Origin of the sequence: Paenibacillus sp. LC231, from assembly GCF_001860525.1 — a bacterium.
GTDB lineage: Bacteria > Bacillota > Bacilli > Paenibacillales > Paenibacillaceae > Paenibacillus_AQ.
Genome location: NZ_JFOM01000013.1, coordinates 133778 through 154569 on the forward strand (window position 1 = coordinate 133778; position 20792 = coordinate 154569).

The following is a 20792-nucleotide window of genomic DNA, read 5'->3' on the forward strand; positions in this document are numbered from 1 at the left end:
CGATTGGTTTAAAAAGGGAGTGCCCCGATCGTTCCTGCTAAGGACAACGGGACACCCCCTTATAACTTCAATTACTGTCCTAAAATTTGTTTGCCTTTGTCCTTGAAGTCTTGTGCGATCTGCTCCGGCGTCTTCTCACCCGAGAACAGCGCTTGTATATTCGGCTTCACCACTTGCTCCTTGAACTTCTTCTGGTTGCCTGAAGCTTCTGCATCAAGGTTCAGAGTCACCGGAATTTCCTTGAAGTTTGCGAAAATTTCCGCTGCCTTAATTGTAGATTCCGTACCGAGTCCTTTACCTTCATAAAACTCCGCCTGGGATTTACGTACGAAAGGCAATACCAATTCATTGGCGGAATTACCGGCTTTCGCCCCGCTCAATCCTTCCATGATCAGGAACGTGTTCTTTGCATGCTCTTCGCCTTTATCCTTCTTCTGCTTGAACGCTACGTAACCTTCACCAAACATGGATGTCTTCCGCTCAGCCCCGTCATTATGCGGAACCGGCAGCAGAACGAAGTCGATTTTCGCGCCTTGGACCGTACCGCTGTCGATATCCTTCGCACGGTTCTGCAGCATCACGTCATAGTAAGGGATCGCCTTGGACACGATCGCGGCTTCCTCGGCGTAGAACAGGTCCATCCGTTTTGCCGGTGTAATCGCGGCAGTCTCGGCAGGCAGATGACCGGCTTTCATCAGATCCGACACGAAGGTCATCGTATCCAGAATCCGTTCGTCGTTCCATTGGAACTCGCCTTTATCGTTCAGCACGTCCGGCATGCCGTTGCTGCGCGTCAGCATTTCCATGAAGTCCAGCGAAGTGCCGTCCGTTACCAGCGCATATTGCGTATTGCCATTAGGAAGCTTCTTGGTCAGCTTCTCGGCAGCTGCCTTGAACTCGGTCCAGGTCCAGCCGTTCTCTTGAATGGCCTTCCAGTCGATTCCCGCTTCTTCGAGAATCTTCTTGTTGCCGCCCCAAGCCCAAAGGGATTGGTACAGCGGAAGCCCATACTGCTTGCCCTGGATTTGACCCAGCTCAAGCGTTCCCGGCAGGTAGTCGTTTTTGATCTCGTCCGTAATATAAGGGGTCAGTTCCAGTGCCAGGCCTGTATCTACATAAGCGCCATCCACCGCGTGGAAGTAAAGATCAGGCGGATTACCGGCATTCAGGGCCACGTCGAACTTCTTCGGACCCTCAGCCCAGGAGAGCACTTCGGTTTGGACCGTAATATGCGGATATTTTTCTTTCAGATCCGCTACATGCTCTTTCAACTCATCTTCGTATTTACCATGTACCGGATAAGTCCAGACGACAACCGTATCCTGCTTCGGTGCGGCTTCACCGTTTCCTTCCGAAGTGGTTCCTGTTCCGCCTTCCGGAGCCTTCGTCCCGCCGGAACCGCCGCAAGCTGCGGTAAACACGAGCATTAAAGAAGCCAACAATGTAAGCCAACCTTTTTTCTTCATGTACTACTCCCCTTATCATTTATATATTTGTGGTTTTCGTAATGAACTACAACCGCTTGATCGCTTGCCGGCTCTCATCCAGGTATTTCACTGAATTCTCGTAATTCCGGCTGGCGACGCCAAGATATAAAATATCGATAAGATTAAGCTGCGTAATACGAGAGGACATCGCGCCACTGCGAATCTCGTTCTCCGTGGAGGAAGTGTACAAGGGAATGTCCACCGATCGGCTCAAGGTAGAATCGCCGTATTTGGTAATGCCAATCGTCTTGCATCCCTTCTCCTTCGCAATAGCTGCCGCGCGGATTACTTCATCCGTTTCACCGGAGTAGGAAATGCATACGGCCGCATCATCTGGAGTCAGCAGCACCGCCGAGGTGAGCTGAACATGAGGGTCCGGAAAAGATATGCATACCTTATTAATCCGCAAAAATTTCTGTTGGGCATCCATCCCGATCAGATTTGAAGCCCCTACCCCGAACATGAAAATGCGCTTCGACTGATCGAGGGCCAGAACGGCCTCTTCCACCTTCCCTTCCTCCATAATCTTCATCGTATCCCGAATCGATTGAATGTTGTTGTTCGAGACGTTCTGTATAATTGCAGAAATGCTGTCATTGGGCCGGATATCCTGATATCCGGTGGCTAATGGCTCCTGCAAGTCTCCGGCTACCTTCAGCTTCAGATCCTGATAGCCTTTGAAACCCATCGTTTTGCACAGGCGCACAATGGCAGCCTGACTGGAACCGCTTCGGACTGCAAGATCCGCGACCGACATCTGTATCATCTCTGCCGGCTCCTGCAAAATGAAGGCTGCAACTTTGCGCTCGGACGGATTTAATGAATCATACACCTCACGCAATCGAACCAATCCGCCGTTCATTTCTTGCCCCCCTTTACAAATCATCCTCTGACGGTCACTACTATGTAATATTAATTTACACATCTTGAATGAAAGCATGACTGGTATCGCTTTCAATATCAGTGGATTGAGTTCATTATAAATTGTATGAAATTATATTTCAATACTTAATTAATGATTTAAAATTTTATTTTACAACACTTCTGTTTTCTCCTATACTGGATATAGAAAGCGAAGTGGTTCAATATGGAAATTTTTATCGGTGTTGATGGTGGCGGTACCAAGACTGAAGCAACCGCTATCAATAGCGCTGGAGAAGTGTTGTCCCGGTATACCGGAGGTTCCACCAATCCTTATATTGTAACCTTTAATAAAGCGATGGAGGAACTCCGAACGGTGTTGGATGGGCTTCTGGCACCTCTTTTTGATAAGTCATTATTATTAACATCAATATGTCTTGGTATGTCAGGTGTGAGCTCTGCAGAAGAACGGAGCCAAGTTCAGTCTTTCCTTCATTCCTATCTCCAGCAGCGGCAGCTCTCGATGCATATTTACATGCGCTCGGAAGCCGAAATTTCATTAATGGCCGTACTGGAACGGCAGTATGGAATCCTTGCGATCTCGGGAACCGGATCCAATACCTACGCTATAACCAAATCGGGAGACATTCACCGCGTCGGTGGCTGGGGACATCTTCTTGGAGACGAAGGCAGCGGTTATCAGATCGGACTTCAGACTCTGAAAACTGTCATTAAGAGCCATGAGGGCATTTTGCCACCCACCATCATGAGCAGCCTGATTGTTGCAGCCTATCCTCTCCAGCATATTACCGATCTCAAATCTTACATTTACCAGCCCGCTATAACGAAACAGGATATCGCTTCCTTCGCCCGCTGCTGCATAGAAGCAGCCGAAGCCGGTGATGAAGCGGCAGACCGTATCCTCCGGCAGCAGGCAGCAGAACTGGCCGATACAACAAGCGCTCTCATCAGGCAGCAAGCTGAATTCGCTGAGAGTGAACTCGTGCGGATCGGCTCGATCTTCAAACATTCGCCATTGTTCCGGGAAACGTACGCCGGCATTCTGCTATCGCGTTATCCCCGCCTCCGGTTCCCTGAAGGAAATCGTGAACGTACACCCGCCCATGGTGCGGCTCTGTTAGCCTGCAAGCTATTTACAGACGGCGTCTCTGACTTGCTGTAGCTTTACATCAGTGCCCGTCCATATTCCAAGGCAAAAAAGGAGACCTGTCTCATGACGAATATTCTAAGTCAATTGACAACCGAACAGCCTCATGAAAATACGCAGAACATTGATCAGTTGAGCTCAGAACAAATTATGATCCTCATCAATAACGAGGATAGCCTGATCACGGATGCGATCCGCGAGCTTATTCCTCTTATAGCCAGAGCTGCAGATCTCGTTGTGGAAGCTTTCCAGAAGGGCGGCAGATTGTTCTATATAGGTGCCGGAACCAGCGGCCGAATCGGGATTCTGGACGCCTCCGAGTGTCCGCCTACCTACGGAACAGACCCTTCCATGGTGCAGGGATTGATCGCAGGTGGTTTCAGAGCCGTGAAGGAAGCTATCGAAGGTGCCGAGGATAGCGAAGAGTTAGGTGAGCAGGATATCAATGAAAACGGTATCAACGAAAAGGATGTGGTCATCGGCATCGCTGCAAGCGGCCGCACGCCCTACGTTCTTGGGGCGATGAGACGCGCCAAGGAGCGTGGAGCCGTTGTCATCGGACTCTGTAATAACTACGAATCGCCGATGCATCAGTATGCGGAATTTGTAATTGAGGCTGTTGTCGGACCCGAAGTAATTATGGGCTCCACGCGTATGAAGGCCGGTACTTCGCAAAAGCTGATTCTGAACATGCTGACAACGACCGCCATGATTCGAATCGGCAAAGTGTACAAAAACCTGATGGTCGACCTCAACCCGTCCAATAACAAGCTTGTGCACCGAGCCAAACGTATCATTACCCTGGCAACCGGAGCATCAGAGGATGCTGTGGAGAAGGCGTACCATGAAGCCGGCGCCCACGTCAAAACCGCTATCGTGATGCTGCTGGCTAATGTCAGTGCCGCGGAAGCGTCCAAACTGCTTGACGGCACCAGCGGATTTGTGCGCAGCGCGATCGATATGAAAACGACGAAGTAATTTCAAGTGTGAGCTTCTATGGCCTATGATGAACATCTAACGTAAAATGAAACGGGATATCCTCAGATCATGTTGATCTGGAGATATCCCGTTTATTCGTTCGCCATTATACTTGTAGTCGTCACCATGTGATGGGCTGATTGGTCTCGTTGTTCTTTATTGTCCATTCATGCCCTTATCGGATCATTTCAGTTATAACCTCACTCGTGAAGCTGGGTCTTTGGAACGCGTAAATTCATCGACCCTGGACCGACTTCCATCCTACCTGTTGTTCACTCCACTCCCACAGACGAGCGGCGAGCTTCGGATCCCTTGCCTTCTCGGTGATTTTGGCCGGTTTGCATTTGACGTAGTATTCCCCCGTCACATGCTCCACTTCAGGACTTGAAGCCAAGTATATCGCTGTCCGAGCTCCTTCAAGCGGCGTTAAGAAGAACGGGCGAAGCAGCTTGTGAACCGCATTGCCAAAGCCTGTGTCCCTGTTAACGCCAATGCTGGTGCTGACGGCACCGGGGTGGAGCGTATTGACCGTGACCCTTGTCGGCTGCAGCCGGCGCGCCAGCTCCTTCGTGAATAAAATATTCGCCAATTTGGACTGCGCGTACCCTTTGGCCACATTGAATCCCTTACCGAGATTAGGGTCATCAAAATGGATGCCGCCCACTTTATGCGCGCCTGAGGATACGTTCACGATCCTCCCTTGCCGGGCATGCTGAAGAGGCTCCAGCAGTTCGTTCGTCAACAAAAAATGCCCCAGATGATTAACCCCCATCATGGCCTCATATCCGTCCTGCGTCAATTCCCGCTTGATGGTGACCACACCCGCGTTGTTCACCAACACATCGAGTCTGTCATATTTGGCCTTAAAGTCGGAAGCAAACGCTCTGATGCTATCAAAGGACCCCAAATCCAGCGTCATCAGCTCGATGTCCGAGCTGCCGCTCTCCTGCTGAGCTTCGCGAAGAGCCGCTTCGCCCCTCGATTGACTACGGCAAGCCATGATCACATGCGCTCCGCTTTTTGCCAGCTCCACTGTCGTAGCCAAACCCATGCCGGAGTTCGCCCCTGTTATCATGACGATTTTGCCTGTCATATCATTCATGCACAACCTCCTGTTCGTATCCTTCTACCCTTGTAATAAGAAAAACGACTATCGACGTACTTTCTCAGGAGACAGACCGCATTTAGCGGAAGTTTTTCTTGCGATATCAGGAAGGTCCAAGCTTCGAAGTTTATACTTTCTGATATCTAAAGAAAAACGACTATCGACGTACTTTCTCAGAAGACAGACCACATGTAGCGGAAGTTTTTCTGCGAGATAAGGAGGGTAAGCCTCTGAAGTTTATACTTTCCTATCTCTAAAAAAAAGCCCCGCCACCAACATCCATTTGGAGACGAGACTTCAATAACGCACCGGAAAAAGCTTATGTCAGACTTATACGCCTCAGGCGGCGCCATTCATGGCAAGTATGATGGCAGCCAGACCGAAACAGAGATTCAGCAAGCACAGAAATACCAATGTCTGCTTCTGATTGAGCCCCGTTGCCAGCAAACGATAATGCGCCTGCGATGCATCGGCCTGATAGATCGGCTTGGACTGAAGCATTCTGCGGATGACCACAATGATATTATCGAAAATCGGTACGCCCAGTGCGAAGATCGGAACGAATAAGGACGCCAGGGTTGCACCTTTAAACGCACCATCCAGGGCAATGATCCCGAGTATGAACCCCAGGAAGGTTGCACCGGCATCCCCCATAAACACTCGGGCCGGCGGCTTATTATATCGTAAATATCCCAGCGCAGCACCTACAAGAATGACGGCAAGCAGCGCGGATTCGCCTCTGCCCAGCGTAATCGCCACAACAAACAGCGTGCCTCCGGATATGGCGGAGAGCCCTCCAGCAAGACCGTCGATGCCATCCGAGAAATTAATAACGGTCGTTACGCCAAAAATCCACAAAATCGTTAAGATGAGCTGCAGCCATTCCGGCAGGTTAATATACTGACCCGTAAACGGATTGTTGAATCCTTCAAACGCGATGCCATAGCTGTATACAACAACGGCTGCGCTGACCTGTACAATGAGCTTCGGCAGCGAGGCCAGCTCCTTGCCCTGGGACTTATACCAATCATCCACAAGTCCAATGCCAAGAATAAGAGCACTACCGATAAAAATGCCTACCGCTTCCCTTGAAATGGCGCCGGTAAGCGCAAAATAAGTGATGAAAAATCCGATAAATATGGCGACCCCCGCTGTCAGCGGTATCGGCTCGCGGTGTATTTTCCGCTCGCTGTCCGGTCTTGGCTTGTCCACAAAATCAAGCTTGATCGCAAGTTTACGAAATGGCGGAATCAGCACCAATACCAGCACCATGGATATGACAAACGCTGCAAAATAGAGCATGGTTTCCTCCCAATAAATGATGAATAATGGAGAACATTGCATTCTAAGTATATGACTTATAGCGAACTCTATCAACCTATCAAAAGAAAAAGACTGCTGCATCAGTAGAATTTCTACTTAGCAGCAGCCCTCCCGGACTCACAGGTTAAGACTCCTTCTTCACCGCAAGTCCAATGATCATAACGATAAGTGCCAGCAAAGCAATCAACTGATCGATGGTCATGGCCAAAAGCCTCCTTCAAGCAGGATGGCTCTTGCCCGGGCTACACATCTCCCTCTCCCGTTAAATGCCTTACGTTTTCCCCACTACCATCTTATGAGGGCCCCCACCCGTTTTATGACGGGCCGCCAAAAAAACCTGCTCCCGTTCATAAAACGCGGGAAGGCAGGTTGTATTGGCATAGCTTGGAATATGAGCACGGATATGGTGATGAGATGAGCTATTCGTACGGAGCAGCAGTGCTCATCCCGATGCTCCTCCGTGTTTCGAATATGACTCGCTACGGATTAGGCTTCCCTTACTCCGTCACGATGTCATAAATCAATACAGGCGCATCCGCATGATCTGCAATCCGAATGCTTTCATACAGCTTCTGCTTCACGTCATCCACGTTCTCGCGATTAGCATGAATGGTTACAAGGGAATCACCCTTCTTCACGGCATCGCCGACCTTCTTGTTCAGCATCAGGCCTACAGCCAGATCAATCTCGGATTCCTTCGTCGCGCGGCCGGCTCCAAGCAGCATCGCTGCGGTACCGATCTCATCCGCTACCAGCTCTGCGACAACGCCGTCCTGCTGGGCAGGAAGCTCAATCAGATATTGCGCCTTCGGCAAACGGTCCGGATGATCCACCACGGACGGGTCCCCGCCCTGGTTCTGAATGAATTCCTTGAACTTCTCCAGTGCCTTGCCGTTGCGGATAACCTCTCTTAACATCTCTTCGGCATCTTCAAGCGAATCTGCCTTCTGCGCAAGGTAAACCATCTGCCGGCCCAGAGCCAGGCACAGCTCCTCCAGATCCTTCGGTCCCTCGCCGCGAAGTGCATCGATCGCTTCCTGCACCTCCAGCGAGTTGCCAATCGCAGCGCCAAGCGGCTGGCTCATATCGGAGATGACCGCCATCGTTTTGCGGCCTACGTTGTTGCCGATGCTGACCATGGCGTGTGCCAATTCCTTGGCATCCTCCACCGTTTTCATGAACGCGCCTGCGCCGGTTTTAACATCCAGCACAATCGCATCCGAGCCGGCGGCGATCTTCTTGCTCATGATGGAGCTGGCAATCAGCGGAATGGAGTTGACGGTGGCCGTCACATCCCGGAGCGCGTACAATTTTTTGTCCGCTGGGGTGAGGTTTCCGGTTTGGCCGATGACGGCGATTTTATGTTGATTCACAAGGTTCACAAATTCGTCTTTGCTGATCTCCACATGGAAGCCCTCGATGGATTCCAGCTTGTCGATCGTTCCTCCGGTATGGCCGAGGCCGCGTCCGGACATCTTCGCTACCGGAATATCCAGAGCCGCTACGAGCGGAGCCAGCACCAGCGTCGTCGTGTCGCCTACGCCCCCGGTGGAATGCTTATCGACCTTGATTCCCTCAATTGCGGACAGATCAATCGTTTCGCCGGAGTTTACCATCGCCATCGTCAAGTCCGCCCGCTCCCGGTCGGACATGTCCTGGAAGTATATCGCCATGTTCATGGCGCTCACCTGGTAGTCGGGAATGTCTCCCTTGGTATATCCGTCGATAAAGAAATTGATCTCTTCTGTTGTCAGTTCCTTGCCGTCGCGTTTCTTCGCAATTAAATCAACCATTCTCATCGTACATTCTCCTCACTGTTTGCGATGATTGTATTCCTTGGGCATCACTACAAATGCGGATCCTATCGCTGTTGCCCCCAGATTCCTTAGATTGTTAATATTGTTGGAATCCGTGGGCAAAGGCGACCGGTTCGCTTCTCCAAAACCAATCCGCTTTCTTCGTCGGGACAGTTTGATTACAACGAAATCGCCGTATCCAGGGCCACTTCCATCATCTCGTTAAACGTCGTTTGCCGCTCCTCGGAAGAAGTCTCTTCCCCTGTGAGCAAATGATCGCTTACGGTCAGGATCGTCAGGGCGTTTATGCCGAAACGTGCGGCAATCGTGTAGAGCGCCGTTGTCTCCATTTCCACGCCGAGAACCCCATGCTGCATCAGCTTCTCCACCACGGATTTGTCCTCGCGGTAGAACACATCGGACGTGAACACGTTGCCGACATGCATCTTCAGCCCTTTCTCCTTGCCGCGCTCATACGCGCCCAGCAGCAGCGGGAAGCTGGCGATCGGAGAGAAATCATAACCGTTAAAGTGGTGACGGTTCATGCCGGAATCCGAGCAAGCCGCCTGGGCCAGAATGACGTCGCGCACACGAACATGCTCCTGCATCGCGCCGCAGGTTCCGACACGGAACAAATTTTTTACGCCATAATCCCGAATGAGTTCATTGACATAAATCCCGATGGAAGGCACGCCCATGCCCGAACCCTGCACGGAGATGCGTTTTCCTTTGTAGGTTCCCGTAAATCCGAGCATGCCCCGCACTTCGTTGTAGCAGGTCACATCCTCCAGATACGTCTCGGCAATAAATTTAGCCCGCAGCGGGTCGCCTGGCAGCAGAATCGACTCGGCGATATCTCCCGGTTTCGCTCCAATATGTGTACTCATGTCCCATTCCTCCACTAGTTCGATTATTTCAAATCATTCAAAAAGCTGGTTCCATGCTCCGGCAGCTTCACGCCGAAGTTGTCGGCAACCGTGGCGCCGATGTCGGCAAAGGTTTTGCGAAGCGGCAGCTCCTTGCCTTCCGTAAAGCGAGGGGAATATACAAGCAGCGGCACGTATTCACGCGTATGGTCCGTGCCCTTGTAGGTAGGATCATTGCCGTGGTCGGCCGTGATGATCAGAAGATCATTCTCCGTCATTTTCTCGAACACCTCAGGGAGGCGCCGATCGTAATCCTCCAACGCTTGGCCATATCCTTTCGGATCGCGCCGATGTCCGTACACGGCATCGAAATCCACGAGGTTCAGGAAGCTCAGACCCTTGAAGGATACACCCAAGGTTTGCACCATTTTATCCATGCCGTCCATGTTCGATACGGTTCTGACAGCCTTCGTTATGCCCTCGCCATCATAAATGTCGGAGATTTTTCCGAGGGCGATGACGTCAAGACCAGCATCCTTCATCTCGTTCATCGTGGTACGTCCGAAAGGCTTCAAGGCATAATCATGCCGATTCGCCGTACGCTTGAAGCTTCCCACCTCGCCAATGAACGGACGGGCGATGATCCGGCCGAGCATATAAGGATCTTCCAGCGTGATTTCGCGGCAGAACTCGCAGATTTCATACAGCTCTTTCAGTGGAACGATATCCTCATGCGCAGCGATTTGAAGCACGGAATCCGCCGAGGTATAAATGATCAGCGCTCCCGTTTTTACATGCTCTTCGCCAAGCTCTTCGATAATCTCCGTTCCGCTGGCCGGCTTGTTGCCGATGACCTTCCGTCCGGTCTTCTCTTCGATCCGCTGGATCAGCTCGTCCGGGAACCCGTCCGGGAATACGCGGAATGGCGTATCAATATACAAGCCCATGATCTCCCAGTGCCCCGTCATGGTGTCTTTGCCATTCGAAGCTTCCTGCATCTTCGTATAGTACGCCCGAGGTTTATCCGCGGCCGGAACTCCTTCGATCTCCCGGATATTGGACAGCCCGAGCGCTGCCATGTTCGGCATGTTCAGCCCGCCGCACTCGCGGGCAATATGACCCAGGGTGTCGGATCCGATATCGTCAAAATCAGCCGCATCCGGTGCTTCGCCGATACCTACAGAGTCCAATACAATTAAATGAATTCGATCAAAACGTTCCATCTCCAAGTGATCCCCCTCATATATGAGTTTTTACATCAAAACTATCCATAAGGCTCGCTTGTTGTTATCCTTCCATGACTTGCTTACAGGAACAGTCCCGCAATCGTTGCCGACAGCACGCTCACCAGCGTTGCGCCGTACAGCAGTTTGAGGCCGAAACGGGCAACCACGTTCCCCTGCTTCTCGTTCAGGCCTTTGACTGCGCCGGCAATGATGCCGATCGAGGAGAAGTTGGCAAAGGATACCAGGAATACCGATACGATTCCCACAGTGCGTTCGGACATATCCGTGAAGTTGGCCAGGTCGAGCATCGCGACGAACTCGTTCGATACCAGCTTCGTAGCCATGATGCTGCCTGCATCCACTGCCTCTTTCCAAGGCACGCCCATGACAAAAGCAAACGGGGCAAAAATGAATCCTAACAGCTCTTGGAAGGTAATCCCGAAAATCATATCAAAGATGCCGTTGATCATCGCAATCAACGCAACGAAACCGAGGAGCATCGCGGCAACGGTAATCGCTACCTTGAAGCCGTCCATGATGTATTCGCCCAGCATCTCGAAGAAGGATTGCTTCTCCTCCTCCTGCACCTCCAGGATATCCTCATCCTTCTCTACCTTGTAAGGGTTGACGATGGAAGCGATGATAAATCCGCCAAACAGGTTAAGCACAAGCGCGGTTACCACGTAACGCGGCTCGATCATCGTCATATACGCGCCGACGATCGACATCGATACGGTGGACATGGCGGAAGCACACAATGTATACATCCGATGCTTCGGAATGAGGGCAATCTGTTTTTTTACCGAAATAAACACCTCGGATTGCCCAAGAATCGCGGAAGCAACCGCATTGTAAGACTCCAGCTTGCCCATGCCGTTGACTTTACTCAAGACGAGACCGATATATCTTACGATAAACGGCAGTACCTTAATATATTGAAGTATACCAATCAATGCGGAAATAAACACGATTGGCAGCAGGACATTCAAGAAGAACGGACCCGCACCTTCATTGGCAATGCCGCCAAACACAAACTCGATCCCGGCTCCGGCATAGTCAAGCAGCGCTTTAAACGTATTCGCTATCCCTTTAACAAGATACTCGCCGAAATTCGTGTTCAGCAGAAAAAATCCAAGGATCAGCTGCAGCACAATCATGACAGCCAGCGGACGGTAACGGATGCGGCGCTTATCATTGCTGATAAGGAACGCAAGACCGAATACGACCAGCAAACCTAGTATGGCGATTATAAATTTCATCGTCGTTGTTCCCCCATAGGTGTTTTTTTTGATATGACACGTCTACCGAATCATCGAAAACCGGATATTTGCAACATCATTTAGTAGGAAGAGCTGGATTGGCCGCCCTCCATAATTTTCACGCCGGAGCTGGCACCGATACGCGTTGCGCCTGCTTCGATCATGCGGTCCATATCTTCCTTGCTGCGGACGCCGCCGGAAGCCTTCACGCCGGTGTTCTCGCCAACGGTTTTGCGCATCAAGGCTACGTCTTCCGGTGTGGCTCCGCCCGTGGAGAACCCTGTTGACGTCTTCACAAAATCCGCTCCCGCTTTCACGGACAGCTGGCACGCACGTACCTTCTCTTCTTCTGTGAGAAGACTTGTCTCAATAATAACCTTGACCAGGGCTTTGCCCTTTGCTGCATCCACTACAGCCTGAATATCGTTCAGCACAAGCTCATCGTTACGATCTTTGAGCGCACCGATGTTAATGACCATATCAACCTCCGTTGCCCCGTTAGCGATGGCATCCTTCGCTTCAAAAGCCTTTACTGCGGATGTCGTAGCTCCCAGAGGGAAACCGATGACCGTGCATACTTTGACGTTGGTGTCCGCTAGCTGCTCAGCACAGTAGGATACCCAAGTCGGGTTCACGCAAACCGAAGCAAATCCGTACTTTTTGGCCTCTTCCGTAATTTTTGCAATCTCGGCTTGGGTTGCATCCGCCTTCAAGAGCGTGTGGTCGATCATTCCTGCTATATTCATCTGGTTAAAACACTCCTTAATCTGTTTTTTTAGTAACTTGTAAAAGCGCTATCATAACGCTTAATCCTTTAGACGGGACCATCATATCACAGCCTTGAACATATGTAAAATACATATTGAAAATATGTTCATTCCGATTTATGGCAATGATATTTATCATTGTTAACTAAAACGACAATCCATCATTCAGGAATAATCTAACAATTCCCTCCGTTTACTATGCTCTATACCCGATCAGGGTAAACAGAAACAAAGAATCGGCCTCCTATTCAGCAAGGGTCATTCAATTTCTGCGCACAAAAAACACCCCGTCCAGGTAAGTTTGAAAGCCGTAACCGGTTCGAATCTCCCTGAACGAGGTGCTGTAAACTTTGACAATATGTCAAACTTTTTATGATAACAAGGCTTGCGCCGTAAACTGGTCCGTCACCAGGATGTTTGCATATTTGCCGATCAGCGCGGCTCGAATGGCATCTACCTTACGCTGCCCGCCTGCCACGAGAATGGATTTCTCCTTGTGGCGCAAATCTTCCAAATCGATGCCCACCGTACGGTTGTTAATATCCTCGCTGCACACCGTGCCCTCCGCATCAAAAAACCGGGAGCAAATATCGCCGGCGCCGATCCGCTGCAGCAGCTTCTGTTCCTCCTTGCTAAGATAGCCAAGTCTGAACAGAAGCGCATCCTCATGAACGGTACCCACCGTGAACATGGCGATGTTCGCTTGTTTGCCTAATTGGATAATCCGCTGGATATGCCGGTCCCTCTCCACCATCTCTTTCAGCTCGGTGGTGTCAAAGATGACGGGCAGCGGCAAATATCTCGCCATCGTGTGGTACGCCTCGGCAAACAGATTGACGATCTCTGCGGCATACGTGTTCACATGCGAATGACTGACGCCGCCCTTCAACTGCACGACCTCGACGCCCCGAACGGGCTTCTGCAGCAGCTGAAGCGCCACGGCATGCATGGTCGTTCCCCAGGTCACGCCGATGATGTCGGCATCCTGGACCGTTTCATGCAGGTAATCGGCTGCCCTTTTGCTGATATGCTTCTGGATTTCACGGTATTCATTGATAGGGGAATAACTCACCAACACCTGTTCCAGGCCGTACTTCTTCTTCACTCCTTCGCCCAAAGCGTCCAGGTCCTCGAGAGGGTCCACGATGCTGATCTGCACGTAGCCCTGCTCCTTGGCATGCTGAAGAAGCCTGGAGACCGTGGGACGTGAAACGCCGAGCCTTGTCGCGATATCCTGCTGGCTGTAATCCGACATATAATACAATCTTGCCGCCTCAATGCTAAGGCGCTGTTTATCCTGATCCATGATCCAACCCACTTTTATTATGTCGTAATCGAATTGGGTCCATTATACATCGTTATGCTGATGATTTCGATAGCGGCCGTCGTTATGAACAAACAAGCGTCCATATCAACGGTTGTATTCCTGATGTCTCAGGGATACACCGTTGATATGGACGCTTGCAAAGGATCAGCCTATACCGGCTGAACGTATTCGAGCGGAGATACCCGGCCATAGGAGGTCTTCGCGCCCTGGATCGGCGCCGCCCAGGCCACGGCATTGGCAATTACCTGTTGAATTTCAGGTTGATGGTAAGTAGGGAATGCTTCATGACCCGGTCTGAAATAGAACAGCTTGCCGCGTCCGCGCTTGTAGCAGCAGCCGCTGCGGAACACCTCACCGCCTTCGAACCAGGAGACAAACACCAGTTCATCCGGTGCCGGGATCTCAAAGCGCTCACCGTACATTTCCTCCTGCGGAACCTCGATATATTCTCCAAGTCCGCTTACGATCGGATGGCTCGGATCGATGACCCACAACCGTTCCTTCTCGCCGTCATCGCGCCATTTCAACGCGCCTGTGTTAGTGCCGAGGAGGCGCTGGAAAATCTTCGAGCCGTGACCGGAATGCAGGACGATGATTCCCATGCCGTCCAATACGCGCTGGCGCACTTTTTCCACGATATCATCCCGTACTTCACCGTGAGCCACATGCCCCCACCAGATCAGAACATCCGTTGAAGCGAGCACCTCATCCGTCAAGCCGTGTTCCGGATCATCCAATACGGCGGTGCGTACGACGAACTGAGCATCTTTTCCCAAAAAATCGGCAATCGTACGGTGGATACCTTCAGGGTAAATCTTAGCGATCTGTTCATTATGTCTCTCGTGCCGGTATTCATTCCATACCGTTACATTGATATTAGCCAAGGGTAGTGGCCTCCTTTAATATTGAAATCCAGCGACCTCTTATACATTCATCCCAAGTATAGGCTGTGTTACAATGAACGGGAATGTGTGAAAGTTACTCTTTTTGTACAAAAACGACTTCGCGTTTTTTTGGGGAGAGAGGGTGGAATTCGTGCTATCGATGAACGCTGACTATGTGCCAAGAATCAAACTGATGGGCTTTGTCTCCTACAAGAACCCCTGGATTCATTTCAAGCGGAACACACACGAGTATATTCTGTATTTCGTGAAGAGCGGCGAGCTTCATATGCGGGAGAACGGCGTTTCCCATGTGCTCAAGAAAGGCGACTTGCTCGTCCTTGAACCGCATTTGGACCACGAGGGAACCCAGAAGCATCCCTGCGACTACTACTATATTCATTTTGAACACCCCGATATTCGTCAAGCGCCCGAGCGCCCCTTACCCTTGCTGGCCAAGCAGTGGATCATGGGCGAGAACGAGACGGCAGGCAAGAACGACAGCAGGCAGCTATATTTCCCCAAGACCTGCACGCTAACCCAGAAAAAAAGCCTTCATCATATGTACCATGCCCTCGGCGAAATGCTGCAGCTATATAGGCGGAAGCACTTTAACCGCAGTTTGACCGCGATCAAATTCATGGAAATGCTGATCGAGCTGTCCCGGGAGAGCCTGTTCGATGAGATGGAGAAGAACAGCCCACATACCAAGTCCTATATGAAGGTGCATGCGCTGCTCGACTACATCCATGAACATTACGCTGAGAAAATCATCAGCTCGGATATCGAACAGCGCTTCGAATGCAATTATGATTACATCAATCGGGTATTCGCCAAGCTTACCGGTCATACGATCATGCGATATGTGAATCAGGTAAGAATCAATCATGCGAAGGAATTAATCGAGGCCACGCACCTTAGCTTCGGTGAGATCGGGTATCTGACCGGCCTGGAGGATCCGTTCTATTTCAGCAAGATCTTCAAAAAATACGTCGGCATGTCCCCGAATCAATACTATAAGCAGGTCCGCGAGAAGGAATAAGCTTGGCTTACCCGTTTTCTGGCTCCCTGCATTATGGTCGTCGTATCGTAGTGGATAGAACCAAGCAAGCGTTTAACGGTTGACCTTCGGCGTTGGGGATAACCCGCCACCCCTCCAAGTTAATAGGGAGTTATCCTTGCACTTCTCCACATTTGTTCACAAACGCTGGATAACTTCCTTGTATTAAAAGATCGGAAATTCAGTTTGTGCGGAACGAACGGGGATAATGTTCATAACTCTGTGTATAACGAACTTATTCAAGATGTTATGCACAGTTCTTCCGGTGTGAGGTAAGTCTGCCGTGTTAATTATCCACATGCGTTGATTTGGATTTTTCCGCATGAACCCGGGAATCATGACATATAAAAAAAAGCGAGAACAGGGAAGCCTCCTCCCTGTCTTCGCTTTTTAATAGTAAGATGCCCGTCCGCTCATAAAGACATCGATATCTAAAACCACCCTTTATATTGCTTCGAACGGCTCCCTTCTGCTGCCCTCGTTACTTGCGCCCGTAATCGGCCTTAATCTCGCCCCAGCTCTTCGTTTGCCATTTCAGAACCTTGTTCTCATATGTATTGGTTCGAAGCCAGTGCTCGGCCCGGTCCACCAGATCCCAGATCTCTTGGGTTGACGCGTCGCGCGGAAGCGTGGTCGCCACCTTCTTCTGCTTCAGCCATTTGATTGCATTCATGGAATCGCTGTACACCGTTTTGGTGCTGCCGATTTTCTTCAAATAAGCCAGCGCGTGAACGATGGCCAGAAACTCGCCGAGATTGTTCGTTCCCTTCGATATCGGTCCGCACGAGAACAGAATATCTCCCGTCTGCGTATCCACGCCTTTGTACTCGACGGGTCCCGGGTTTCCTCGCGTCCCCACATCTACGGAAATGCTGTCATAATCGATCTCACCCGGTTCTTCGGCAGCAGATGCACTGCTTCGCTTGTAGTTTTTGGAGCCTGAACTGCCCGATTTGCCTCCAGACTGCTGCCCCCAGTAATTTTTATAACCGGCCGCATATGCCTGTTCCGCTTCGCTTCGGGATTCGAACGCCTTGAACTTCGCACCTGTAAACTGATTGACCTGCTGTTGGCATTCGCCCCAGCTTGTATAAATTCCGGGCACTTTACCTACCCAGACTACATAATATTTTTGCTTCGCCATTATAAACCTCCATTCCGAACTAACCTCTCTAGCGTACTATATCACATCCTCCGAAACCAACAAAAAAAGCGCCATCGTCTCCGATCCGCTTTCTGTGTTTGATCTTATTCAATTGTTCCTGTTTCGTCGGCTTTACTCTCACATGCTGTGACAGCGCACTGTAATCTTCGTTGGTCTTTCTCATTGAGACGGCTGACCATGTTCCGGCACGTTCCGCTTTGCGGAGCGCTTTTTGCGTTTTGGTACGGGCCATAAGGCTCACACTCCTTGTATTATAGAATTCCCTTATATTGTACGGCAAAATGGATGGGAATGGAACAAAAGGCAGTCTGGGATTTCCTCTCCTTCTTCATAAAACCTATGATATAATACGGAATCATTGGAGAATAGATCCAATTAAGATAAGAGGGGTTGAAGCGATATGAAACTAGAGCGGCTCATATCCATGATTTACATGCTGCTGAACAATGAGATCCTGTCCGCGTCTGCCCTGGCAGAGAAATATAACGTGTCCCAGCGAACCATATACCGCGACATTGATGCAATCTGCGCAGCCGGCATTCCCGTTGTATCGTATCAGGGAGTGAACGGCGGTTATGGCATTATGGAGCAATACAAGATGGACAAAAGCTTGCTTGGCTCCTACGATGTCAGTGCCTTGATCACCATCCTGCACAGCATGTCCACGGTGTTTGAGGATGAACGGGCCATGGATACCATTCAGCGTCTGCAGACCATCGATCGTTCCGCCAATTCGGCATCGCAGGGATTGTCCATGGATATCGGGAGCTGGCGCTCTTACAACGAAAGCCTCCGACTTCTTCGCCGCGCCATTACCGACAAGCATGTGATCTCCTTTCAATACATAAGCGCCAAGAATGAACGCATTCACCGTAAAGTCGAGCCCCTGCGACTCATGTATAAATTCGGCTCCTGGTATTTGTACGGATTCTGCAGAACAAGGGCCGATTACCGCGAATTCCGAATTTCGAGGATATCGGAGCTGTCCCCCTCCGCCGAGCCCTTTTTGCACCAGCATTCGGAGGAGCACACGCACGGTCCTCATCTTCAAGAGCAAAATCAGCACGACCGAGGGGAGCAGCATCCCTGGGAGCCTTCATCCGATGCGATGGAAGTCATCCTTCACGTATCCCCCCGGGCCTTGGCGAAAGCGATGGATCAATTCTATGATGTGCAGCGGGAATTTTATGAAGACGGCTCGCTCCGTCTCACGTTCAAGGTCCAAGATCCGGATTCCTGGTGGTTCTGGTCGACCCTGCTGAGCTTTGGCGAGGATATCGAGATCATTGAGCCGGCTGGCTTAAGGACGCTCATGCAATCCAAATTAGAAAAAATGCTGCAGGTATACGCAAAAGTATGACAGTCCGCTGTCATACTTTTTTATTTACAATGTTCCCAAGAAAGCAAAAACAAAGAAGCCAAAGGGGACGATCACAATGAATTATCCTGTAAAAATGTATGAGTATCATGTATGGGCCAACCAAGCGATATTCAACCGTCTGCTGGAGCTGCCGGGGGAATTGTACAATCAGAAAATAACGAGCATTTTCCCAACCGTATCCGAGGCGTTGATTCACATTTACACGGCGGATCTTGGATGGATCAACATTTTGTCGGGGATGGATATGAAGCAGGCTTTAACAGAGGCCTTCCAGCTTCGGGAAGAGCTTGAGTCCATTTCACTGGAGGACCTAAACCTCCGGTTTATCGAACTATCCGAGCGATTCACGGCCTTTCTGGGCCAAAATCCTGACCTGGAACGGATCATCCGATTGGATAATCCTTATGCCGGGATCCGGGACACCCGCCTCTCCGAGATCATACTTCATGTCGTGAACCACGGCACCTATCATCGTGGAAATATTGCTGCCATGATGCGCCAGCTCGGAAGCTCCTCCGCGATGACCGACTACGCTTTTTTTTGGTACCAGAGTGAACCGGAGTTGGTCTTGCCTAAATAACTCGCAGTACTAGTGGCAATCCCCTGATCCGAAAATTCCATGCCGGTTCAGCCCGGCAAAAGCCTGCTCCGAACGGGTTCGAAGCAGGCTTTCCTGTTTCCTGTTAAAAGCGTGTTACAGTTTGCGTCCTTCCGTCAATCGCACCCAGAAGCCGCCTTTAAAGCTCTTCGGTTCATGGGAGATAATGAACGCCTGCGGCGACATTTTGGATAGTGACTCCATCAACCGCCGCTCATTCTTCCGTTTCACGAGAACTTGAAGCACGAGCCGTTTGCCATCCTTGCCGTCCGCTTCCCAGGCAGTCACGCCATACCCCTTCTCCCGCAGGTTCATCGCCAGGTTCGTCTCAACGGAATTCACGATAACCTGTACCACGATGTACCCGAGTGCCAGATACTCTTCGATACGACTGCCGGCATATACGCCAAGACCGAAGCCCAGGCAATAGGCCGCCATATTAAAGGGATTGTCCAGATTTTGCAGGACGAGATTAAGGCCGAGCAAGTAAACGAATACCTCCAGCATGGCCAGGAGAGAGGCGATCCCTCTCCTGCCTTTGATCATCAGAATCAGACGCAACGAAAAGATTGAGACATAAACCACGTTGATGCCGATGATGGAGCCGATAAGTGACAGCGAGATCATAAAGAATCGCGGGTGGCGATGTACTCTGGCCTTGGCTTCTGGCCCGAATACGGCTGCTTGACCTTATTCTCCACGCTGTTATAAACCATGAAAATATTGCTGCGCGGCATCGGCGTAATATTGCTGTTCGAACCGTGCATAATATTGCAGTCAAAAATCACAATTGAACCGGCTTTGCCGACAGGCGTGTCGATACCGCTTTTCTGCACCATGCGTGTCAGGCTGTCATGATCCGGAACGCCGTACTCCTGTTTGCGCAGGGAATCCTTGAAATGATTCTCCGGCGTTTGGCCGATGCAGGCCACGAATTCCTTATGCGATCCAGGCACAACCATAAGCGGTCCGTTATAAGAGTAGTTATCCTCCAGAGCAATGGAGCAGCTCAAGGCTCTCATACGAGGCATGCCATCCTCAACATGCCATGTTTCGAAATCGGAGTGCCAATAGAACTCTTTGCCCGTGAAGCCCGGTTTGTAATTAATCCGCGATTGATGGATATACGTCTCGCTTCCCAAGAGATACTCCATGATCGCCAAGAGTCTCGGATGCCGGGACAGCTTCTTGAACACTTCATGGCTCTCATGCACCGCAAAGACCGATCGAACTTCGTTCCCGCCCGGCTCCCGGATTACTTCATCCTGGTTCAGCTCTCTTGCCGATACCTGTAAACTTCGGGCTTCTGCCTGATATACCGACAGCTCTTCTGGACCAAAGAAGTCTTCCAGAAATAAATATCCGTTGCGCTCATAGAAGTCGGATTGCTCCTGCGTTAACGCAGCATCCGGCGTCCATTCCGAATGTACGACAGGATCCTGTCTCTTTAGGATCCGGGGTTCCGAATGCACTCTTGAAGGATAAACGTCCAGTTCTTTTTCCTGAAGGGCCGACACATGATTATTACTCATCGCATATCATCT

General features: G+C 50.6%; 20 protein-coding genes. 5 read left to right on the top strand and 15 right to left on the bottom strand.

What is annotated here, in order from left to right; all coding sequences use genetic code 11:
* Positions 1 to 71 precede the first annotated feature (71 nt).
* Both AK95_RS09315 and AK95_RS09320 read right to left on the bottom strand, forming a co-directional pair.
* Positions 72 to 1466, bottom strand: coding sequence for an ABC transporter substrate-binding protein (locus tag AK95_RS09315; protein WP_071219699.1), 1395 nt, complete (start codon positions 1464 to 1466; stop codon positions 72 to 74).
* 46 nt (positions 1467 to 1512) lie between these two features.
* On the bottom strand, positions 1513 to 2349 hold the full coding sequence (locus AK95_RS09320; RefSeq protein ID WP_036643553.1) for a MurR/RpiR family transcriptional regulator: 837 nt from the start codon (positions 2347 to 2349) through the stop codon (positions 1513 to 1515).
* 225 nt (positions 2350 to 2574) lie between these two features.
* On the opposite strand from AK95_RS09320, the gene AK95_RS09325 reads away from it, so the two are divergent.
* Together AK95_RS09325 and murQ are read left to right on the top strand one after the other, a co-directional pair.
* Complete coding sequence (locus AK95_RS09325; protein WP_071219700.1) at positions 2575 to 3531, top strand: BadF/BadG/BcrA/BcrD ATPase family protein; 957 nt, start codon at positions 2575 to 2577, stop codon at positions 3529 to 3531.
* Positions 3532 to 3582: 51 nt separating this feature from the next.
* A complete protein-coding gene (gene murQ / locus AK95_RS09330; protein ID WP_071219701.1) occupies positions 3583 to 4494 on the top strand; it encodes an N-acetylmuramic acid 6-phosphate etherase in 912 nt (303 codons plus the stop codon).
* A 235-nt stretch (positions 4495 to 4729) separates the two neighbouring features.
* On the opposite strand, the gene AK95_RS09335 is transcribed toward murQ, so the two are convergent.
* From AK95_RS09335 to AK95_RS09375, 9 genes are all read right to left on the bottom strand, one after another.
* Positions 4730 to 5596 carry an SDR family oxidoreductase gene (locus tag AK95_RS09335; RefSeq protein ID WP_201259371.1) on the bottom strand — a complete coding sequence of 289 codons (867 nt, stop codon included), beginning with the start codon at positions 5594 to 5596 and terminating at the stop codon, positions 4730 to 4732.
* Between the two features lie 342 nt (positions 5597 to 5938).
* Positions 5939 to 6901, bottom strand: coding sequence for an MraY family glycosyltransferase (locus AK95_RS09340; RefSeq protein WP_071219702.1), 963 nt, complete (start codon positions 6899 to 6901; stop codon positions 5939 to 5941).
* Positions 6902 to 7419: 518 nt separating this feature from the next.
* The gene (locus AK95_RS09345; RefSeq protein WP_071219703.1) at positions 7420 to 8721 is read right to left on the bottom strand and encodes a pyrimidine-nucleoside phosphorylase; all 1302 of its coding nucleotides are present in this window, start codon (positions 8719 to 8721) and stop codon (positions 7420 to 7422) included.
* Between the two features lie 176 nt (positions 8722 to 8897).
* Positions 8898 to 9605 (bottom strand): purine-nucleoside phosphorylase, encoded by a 708-nt coding sequence (deoD, locus tag AK95_RS09350; protein ID WP_071219704.1) that lies wholly within the window; start codon positions 9603 to 9605, stop codon positions 8898 to 8900.
* A gap of 23 nt (positions 9606 to 9628) precedes the next feature.
* Complete coding sequence (deoB, locus tag AK95_RS09355; RefSeq protein WP_071219705.1) at positions 9629 to 10807, bottom strand: phosphopentomutase; 1179 nt, start codon at positions 10805 to 10807, stop codon at positions 9629 to 9631.
* 83 nt (positions 10808 to 10890) lie between these two features.
* Positions 10891 to 12069 (bottom strand): NupC/NupG family nucleoside CNT transporter, encoded by a 1179-nt coding sequence (locus tag AK95_RS09360; protein ID WP_071219706.1) that lies wholly within the window; start codon positions 12067 to 12069, stop codon positions 10891 to 10893.
* An 80-nt stretch (positions 12070 to 12149) separates the two neighbouring features.
* Entirely contained in the window at positions 12150 to 12815 is a 666-nt protein-coding gene (deoC, locus tag AK95_RS09365; protein ID WP_071219707.1) for a deoxyribose-phosphate aldolase, read from the bottom strand.
* 391 nt (positions 12816 to 13206) lie between these two features.
* Positions 13207 to 14142, bottom strand: a complete 936-nt coding sequence (locus AK95_RS09370; protein WP_071219708.1) for a sugar-binding transcriptional regulator — start codon at positions 14140 to 14142, stop codon at positions 13207 to 13209.
* Positions 14143 to 14312: 170 nt separating this feature from the next.
* Positions 14313 to 15047 carry a ThuA domain-containing protein gene (locus tag AK95_RS09375; RefSeq protein WP_071219709.1) on the bottom strand — a complete coding sequence of 245 codons (735 nt, stop codon included), beginning with the start codon at positions 15045 to 15047 and terminating at the stop codon, positions 14313 to 14315.
* A 160-nt stretch (positions 15048 to 15207) separates the two neighbouring features.
* Between AK95_RS09375 and AK95_RS09380 the strand changes: the two genes are divergently transcribed.
* Positions 15208 to 16086, top strand: a complete 879-nt coding sequence (locus AK95_RS09380) for an AraC family transcriptional regulator (RefSeq protein WP_083397575.1) — start codon at positions 15208 to 15210, stop codon at positions 16084 to 16086.
* Positions 16087 to 16585: 499 nt separating this feature from the next.
* Here the strand turns inward: AK95_RS09380 and rnhA are convergent, their stop codons facing one another.
* On the bottom strand, positions 16586 to 17248 hold the full coding sequence (gene rnhA / locus AK95_RS09385; protein WP_071219710.1) for a ribonuclease H: 663 nt from the start codon (positions 17246 to 17248) through the stop codon (positions 16586 to 16588).
* A gap of 28 nt (positions 17249 to 17276) precedes the next feature.
* Positions 17277 to 17501 carry a hypothetical protein gene (locus AK95_RS09390; protein WP_054404324.1) on the bottom strand — a complete coding sequence of 75 codons (225 nt, stop codon included), beginning with the start codon at positions 17499 to 17501 and terminating at the stop codon, positions 17277 to 17279.
* A 168-nt stretch (positions 17502 to 17669) separates the two neighbouring features.
* On the opposite strand from AK95_RS09390, the gene AK95_RS09395 reads away from it, so the two are divergent.
* Together AK95_RS09395 and AK95_RS09400 are read left to right on the top strand one after the other, a co-directional pair.
* On the top strand, positions 17670 to 18629 hold the full coding sequence (locus tag AK95_RS09395; RefSeq protein ID WP_071219711.1) for a helix-turn-helix transcriptional regulator: 960 nt from the start codon (positions 17670 to 17672) through the stop codon (positions 18627 to 18629).
* Between the two features lie 76 nt (positions 18630 to 18705).
* On the top strand, positions 18706 to 19230 hold the full coding sequence (locus AK95_RS09400) for a DinB family protein (RefSeq protein ID WP_071219712.1): 525 nt from the start codon (positions 18706 to 18708) through the stop codon (positions 19228 to 19230).
* Positions 19231 to 19344: 114 nt separating this feature from the next.
* Here AK95_RS09400 and AK95_RS09405 read toward each other — a convergent pair whose 3' ends face one another.
* Positions 19345 to 19875, bottom strand: a complete 531-nt coding sequence (locus tag AK95_RS09405) for a DUF2179 domain-containing protein (RefSeq protein WP_015737571.1) — start codon at positions 19873 to 19875, stop codon at positions 19345 to 19347.
* On the bottom strand, positions 19872 to 20780 hold the full coding sequence (gene thpD / locus AK95_RS09410; protein ID WP_071219713.1) for an ectoine hydroxylase: 909 nt from the start codon (positions 20778 to 20780) through the stop codon (positions 19872 to 19874). The genes AK95_RS09405 and thpD overlap by 4 nt, the downstream gene beginning before the upstream one ends.
* Positions 20781 to 20792 lie beyond the last annotated feature (12 nt).

What these genes read in the sequence shown, in the direction of transcription:
- AK95_RS09315 (WP_071219699.1), bottom strand. Translation starts at nt 1,466, where the DNA reads ATGAAGAAAAAAGGTTGGCTTACATTGTTGGCTTCTTTAATGCTCGTG.
- AK95_RS09320 (WP_036643553.1), bottom strand. Translation starts at nt 2,349, where the DNA reads ATGAACGGCGGATTGGTTCGATTGCGTGAGGTGTATGATTCATTAAAT.
- AK95_RS09325 (WP_071219700.1), top strand. Translation starts at nt 2,575, where the DNA reads ATGGAAATTTTTATCGGTGTTGATGGTGGCGGTACCAAGACTGAAGCA.
- murQ (WP_071219701.1), top strand. Translation starts at nt 3,583, where the DNA reads ATGACGAATATTCTAAGTCAATTGACAACCGAACAGCCTCATGAAAAT.
- AK95_RS09335 (WP_201259371.1), bottom strand. Translation starts at nt 5,596, where the DNA reads ATGAATGATATGACAGGCAAAATCGTCATGATAACAGGGGCGAACTCC.
- AK95_RS09340 (WP_071219702.1), bottom strand. Translation starts at nt 6,901, where the DNA reads ATGCTCTATTTTGCAGCGTTTGTCATATCCATGGTGCTGGTATTGGTG.
- AK95_RS09345 (WP_071219703.1), bottom strand. Translation starts at nt 8,721, where the DNA reads ATGAGAATGGTTGATTTAATTGCGAAGAAACGCGACGGCAAGGAACTG.
- deoD (WP_071219704.1), bottom strand. Translation starts at nt 9,605, where the DNA reads ATGAGTACACATATTGGAGCGAAACCGGGAGATATCGCCGAGTCGATT.
- deoB (WP_071219705.1), bottom strand. Translation starts at nt 10,807, where the DNA reads ATGGAACGTTTTGATCGAATTCATTTAATTGTATTGGACTCTGTAGGT.
- AK95_RS09360 (WP_071219706.1), bottom strand. Translation starts at nt 12,069, where the DNA reads ATGAAATTTATAATCGCCATACTAGGTTTGCTGGTCGTATTCGGTCTT.
- deoC (WP_071219707.1), bottom strand. Translation starts at nt 12,815, where the DNA reads ATGAATATAGCAGGAATGATCGACCACACGCTCTTGAAGGCGGATGCA.
- AK95_RS09370 (WP_071219708.1), bottom strand. Translation starts at nt 14,142, where the DNA reads ATGGATCAGGATAAACAGCGCCTTAGCATTGAGGCGGCAAGATTGTAT.
- AK95_RS09380 (WP_083397575.1), top strand. Translation starts at nt 15,208, where the DNA reads ATGAACGCTGACTATGTGCCAAGAATCAAACTGATGGGCTTTGTCTCC.
- rnhA (WP_071219710.1), bottom strand. Translation starts at nt 17,248, where the DNA reads ATGGCGAAGCAAAAATATTATGTAGTCTGGGTAGGTAAAGTGCCCGGA.
- AK95_RS09390 (WP_054404324.1), bottom strand. Translation starts at nt 17,501, where the DNA reads ATGGCCCGTACCAAAACGCAAAAAGCGCTCCGCAAAGCGGAACGTGCC.
- AK95_RS09395 (WP_071219711.1), top strand. Translation starts at nt 17,670, where the DNA reads ATGAAACTAGAGCGGCTCATATCCATGATTTACATGCTGCTGAACAAT.
- AK95_RS09400 (WP_071219712.1), top strand. Translation starts at nt 18,706, where the DNA reads ATGAATTATCCTGTAAAAATGTATGAGTATCATGTATGGGCCAACCAA.
- AK95_RS09405 (WP_015737571.1), bottom strand. Translation starts at nt 19,875, where the DNA reads ATGATCTCGCTGTCACTTATCGGCTCCATCATCGGCATCAACGTGGTT.
- thpD (WP_071219713.1), bottom strand. Translation starts at nt 20,780, where the DNA reads ATGAGTAATAATCATGTGTCGGCCCTTCAGGAAAAAGAACTGGACGTT.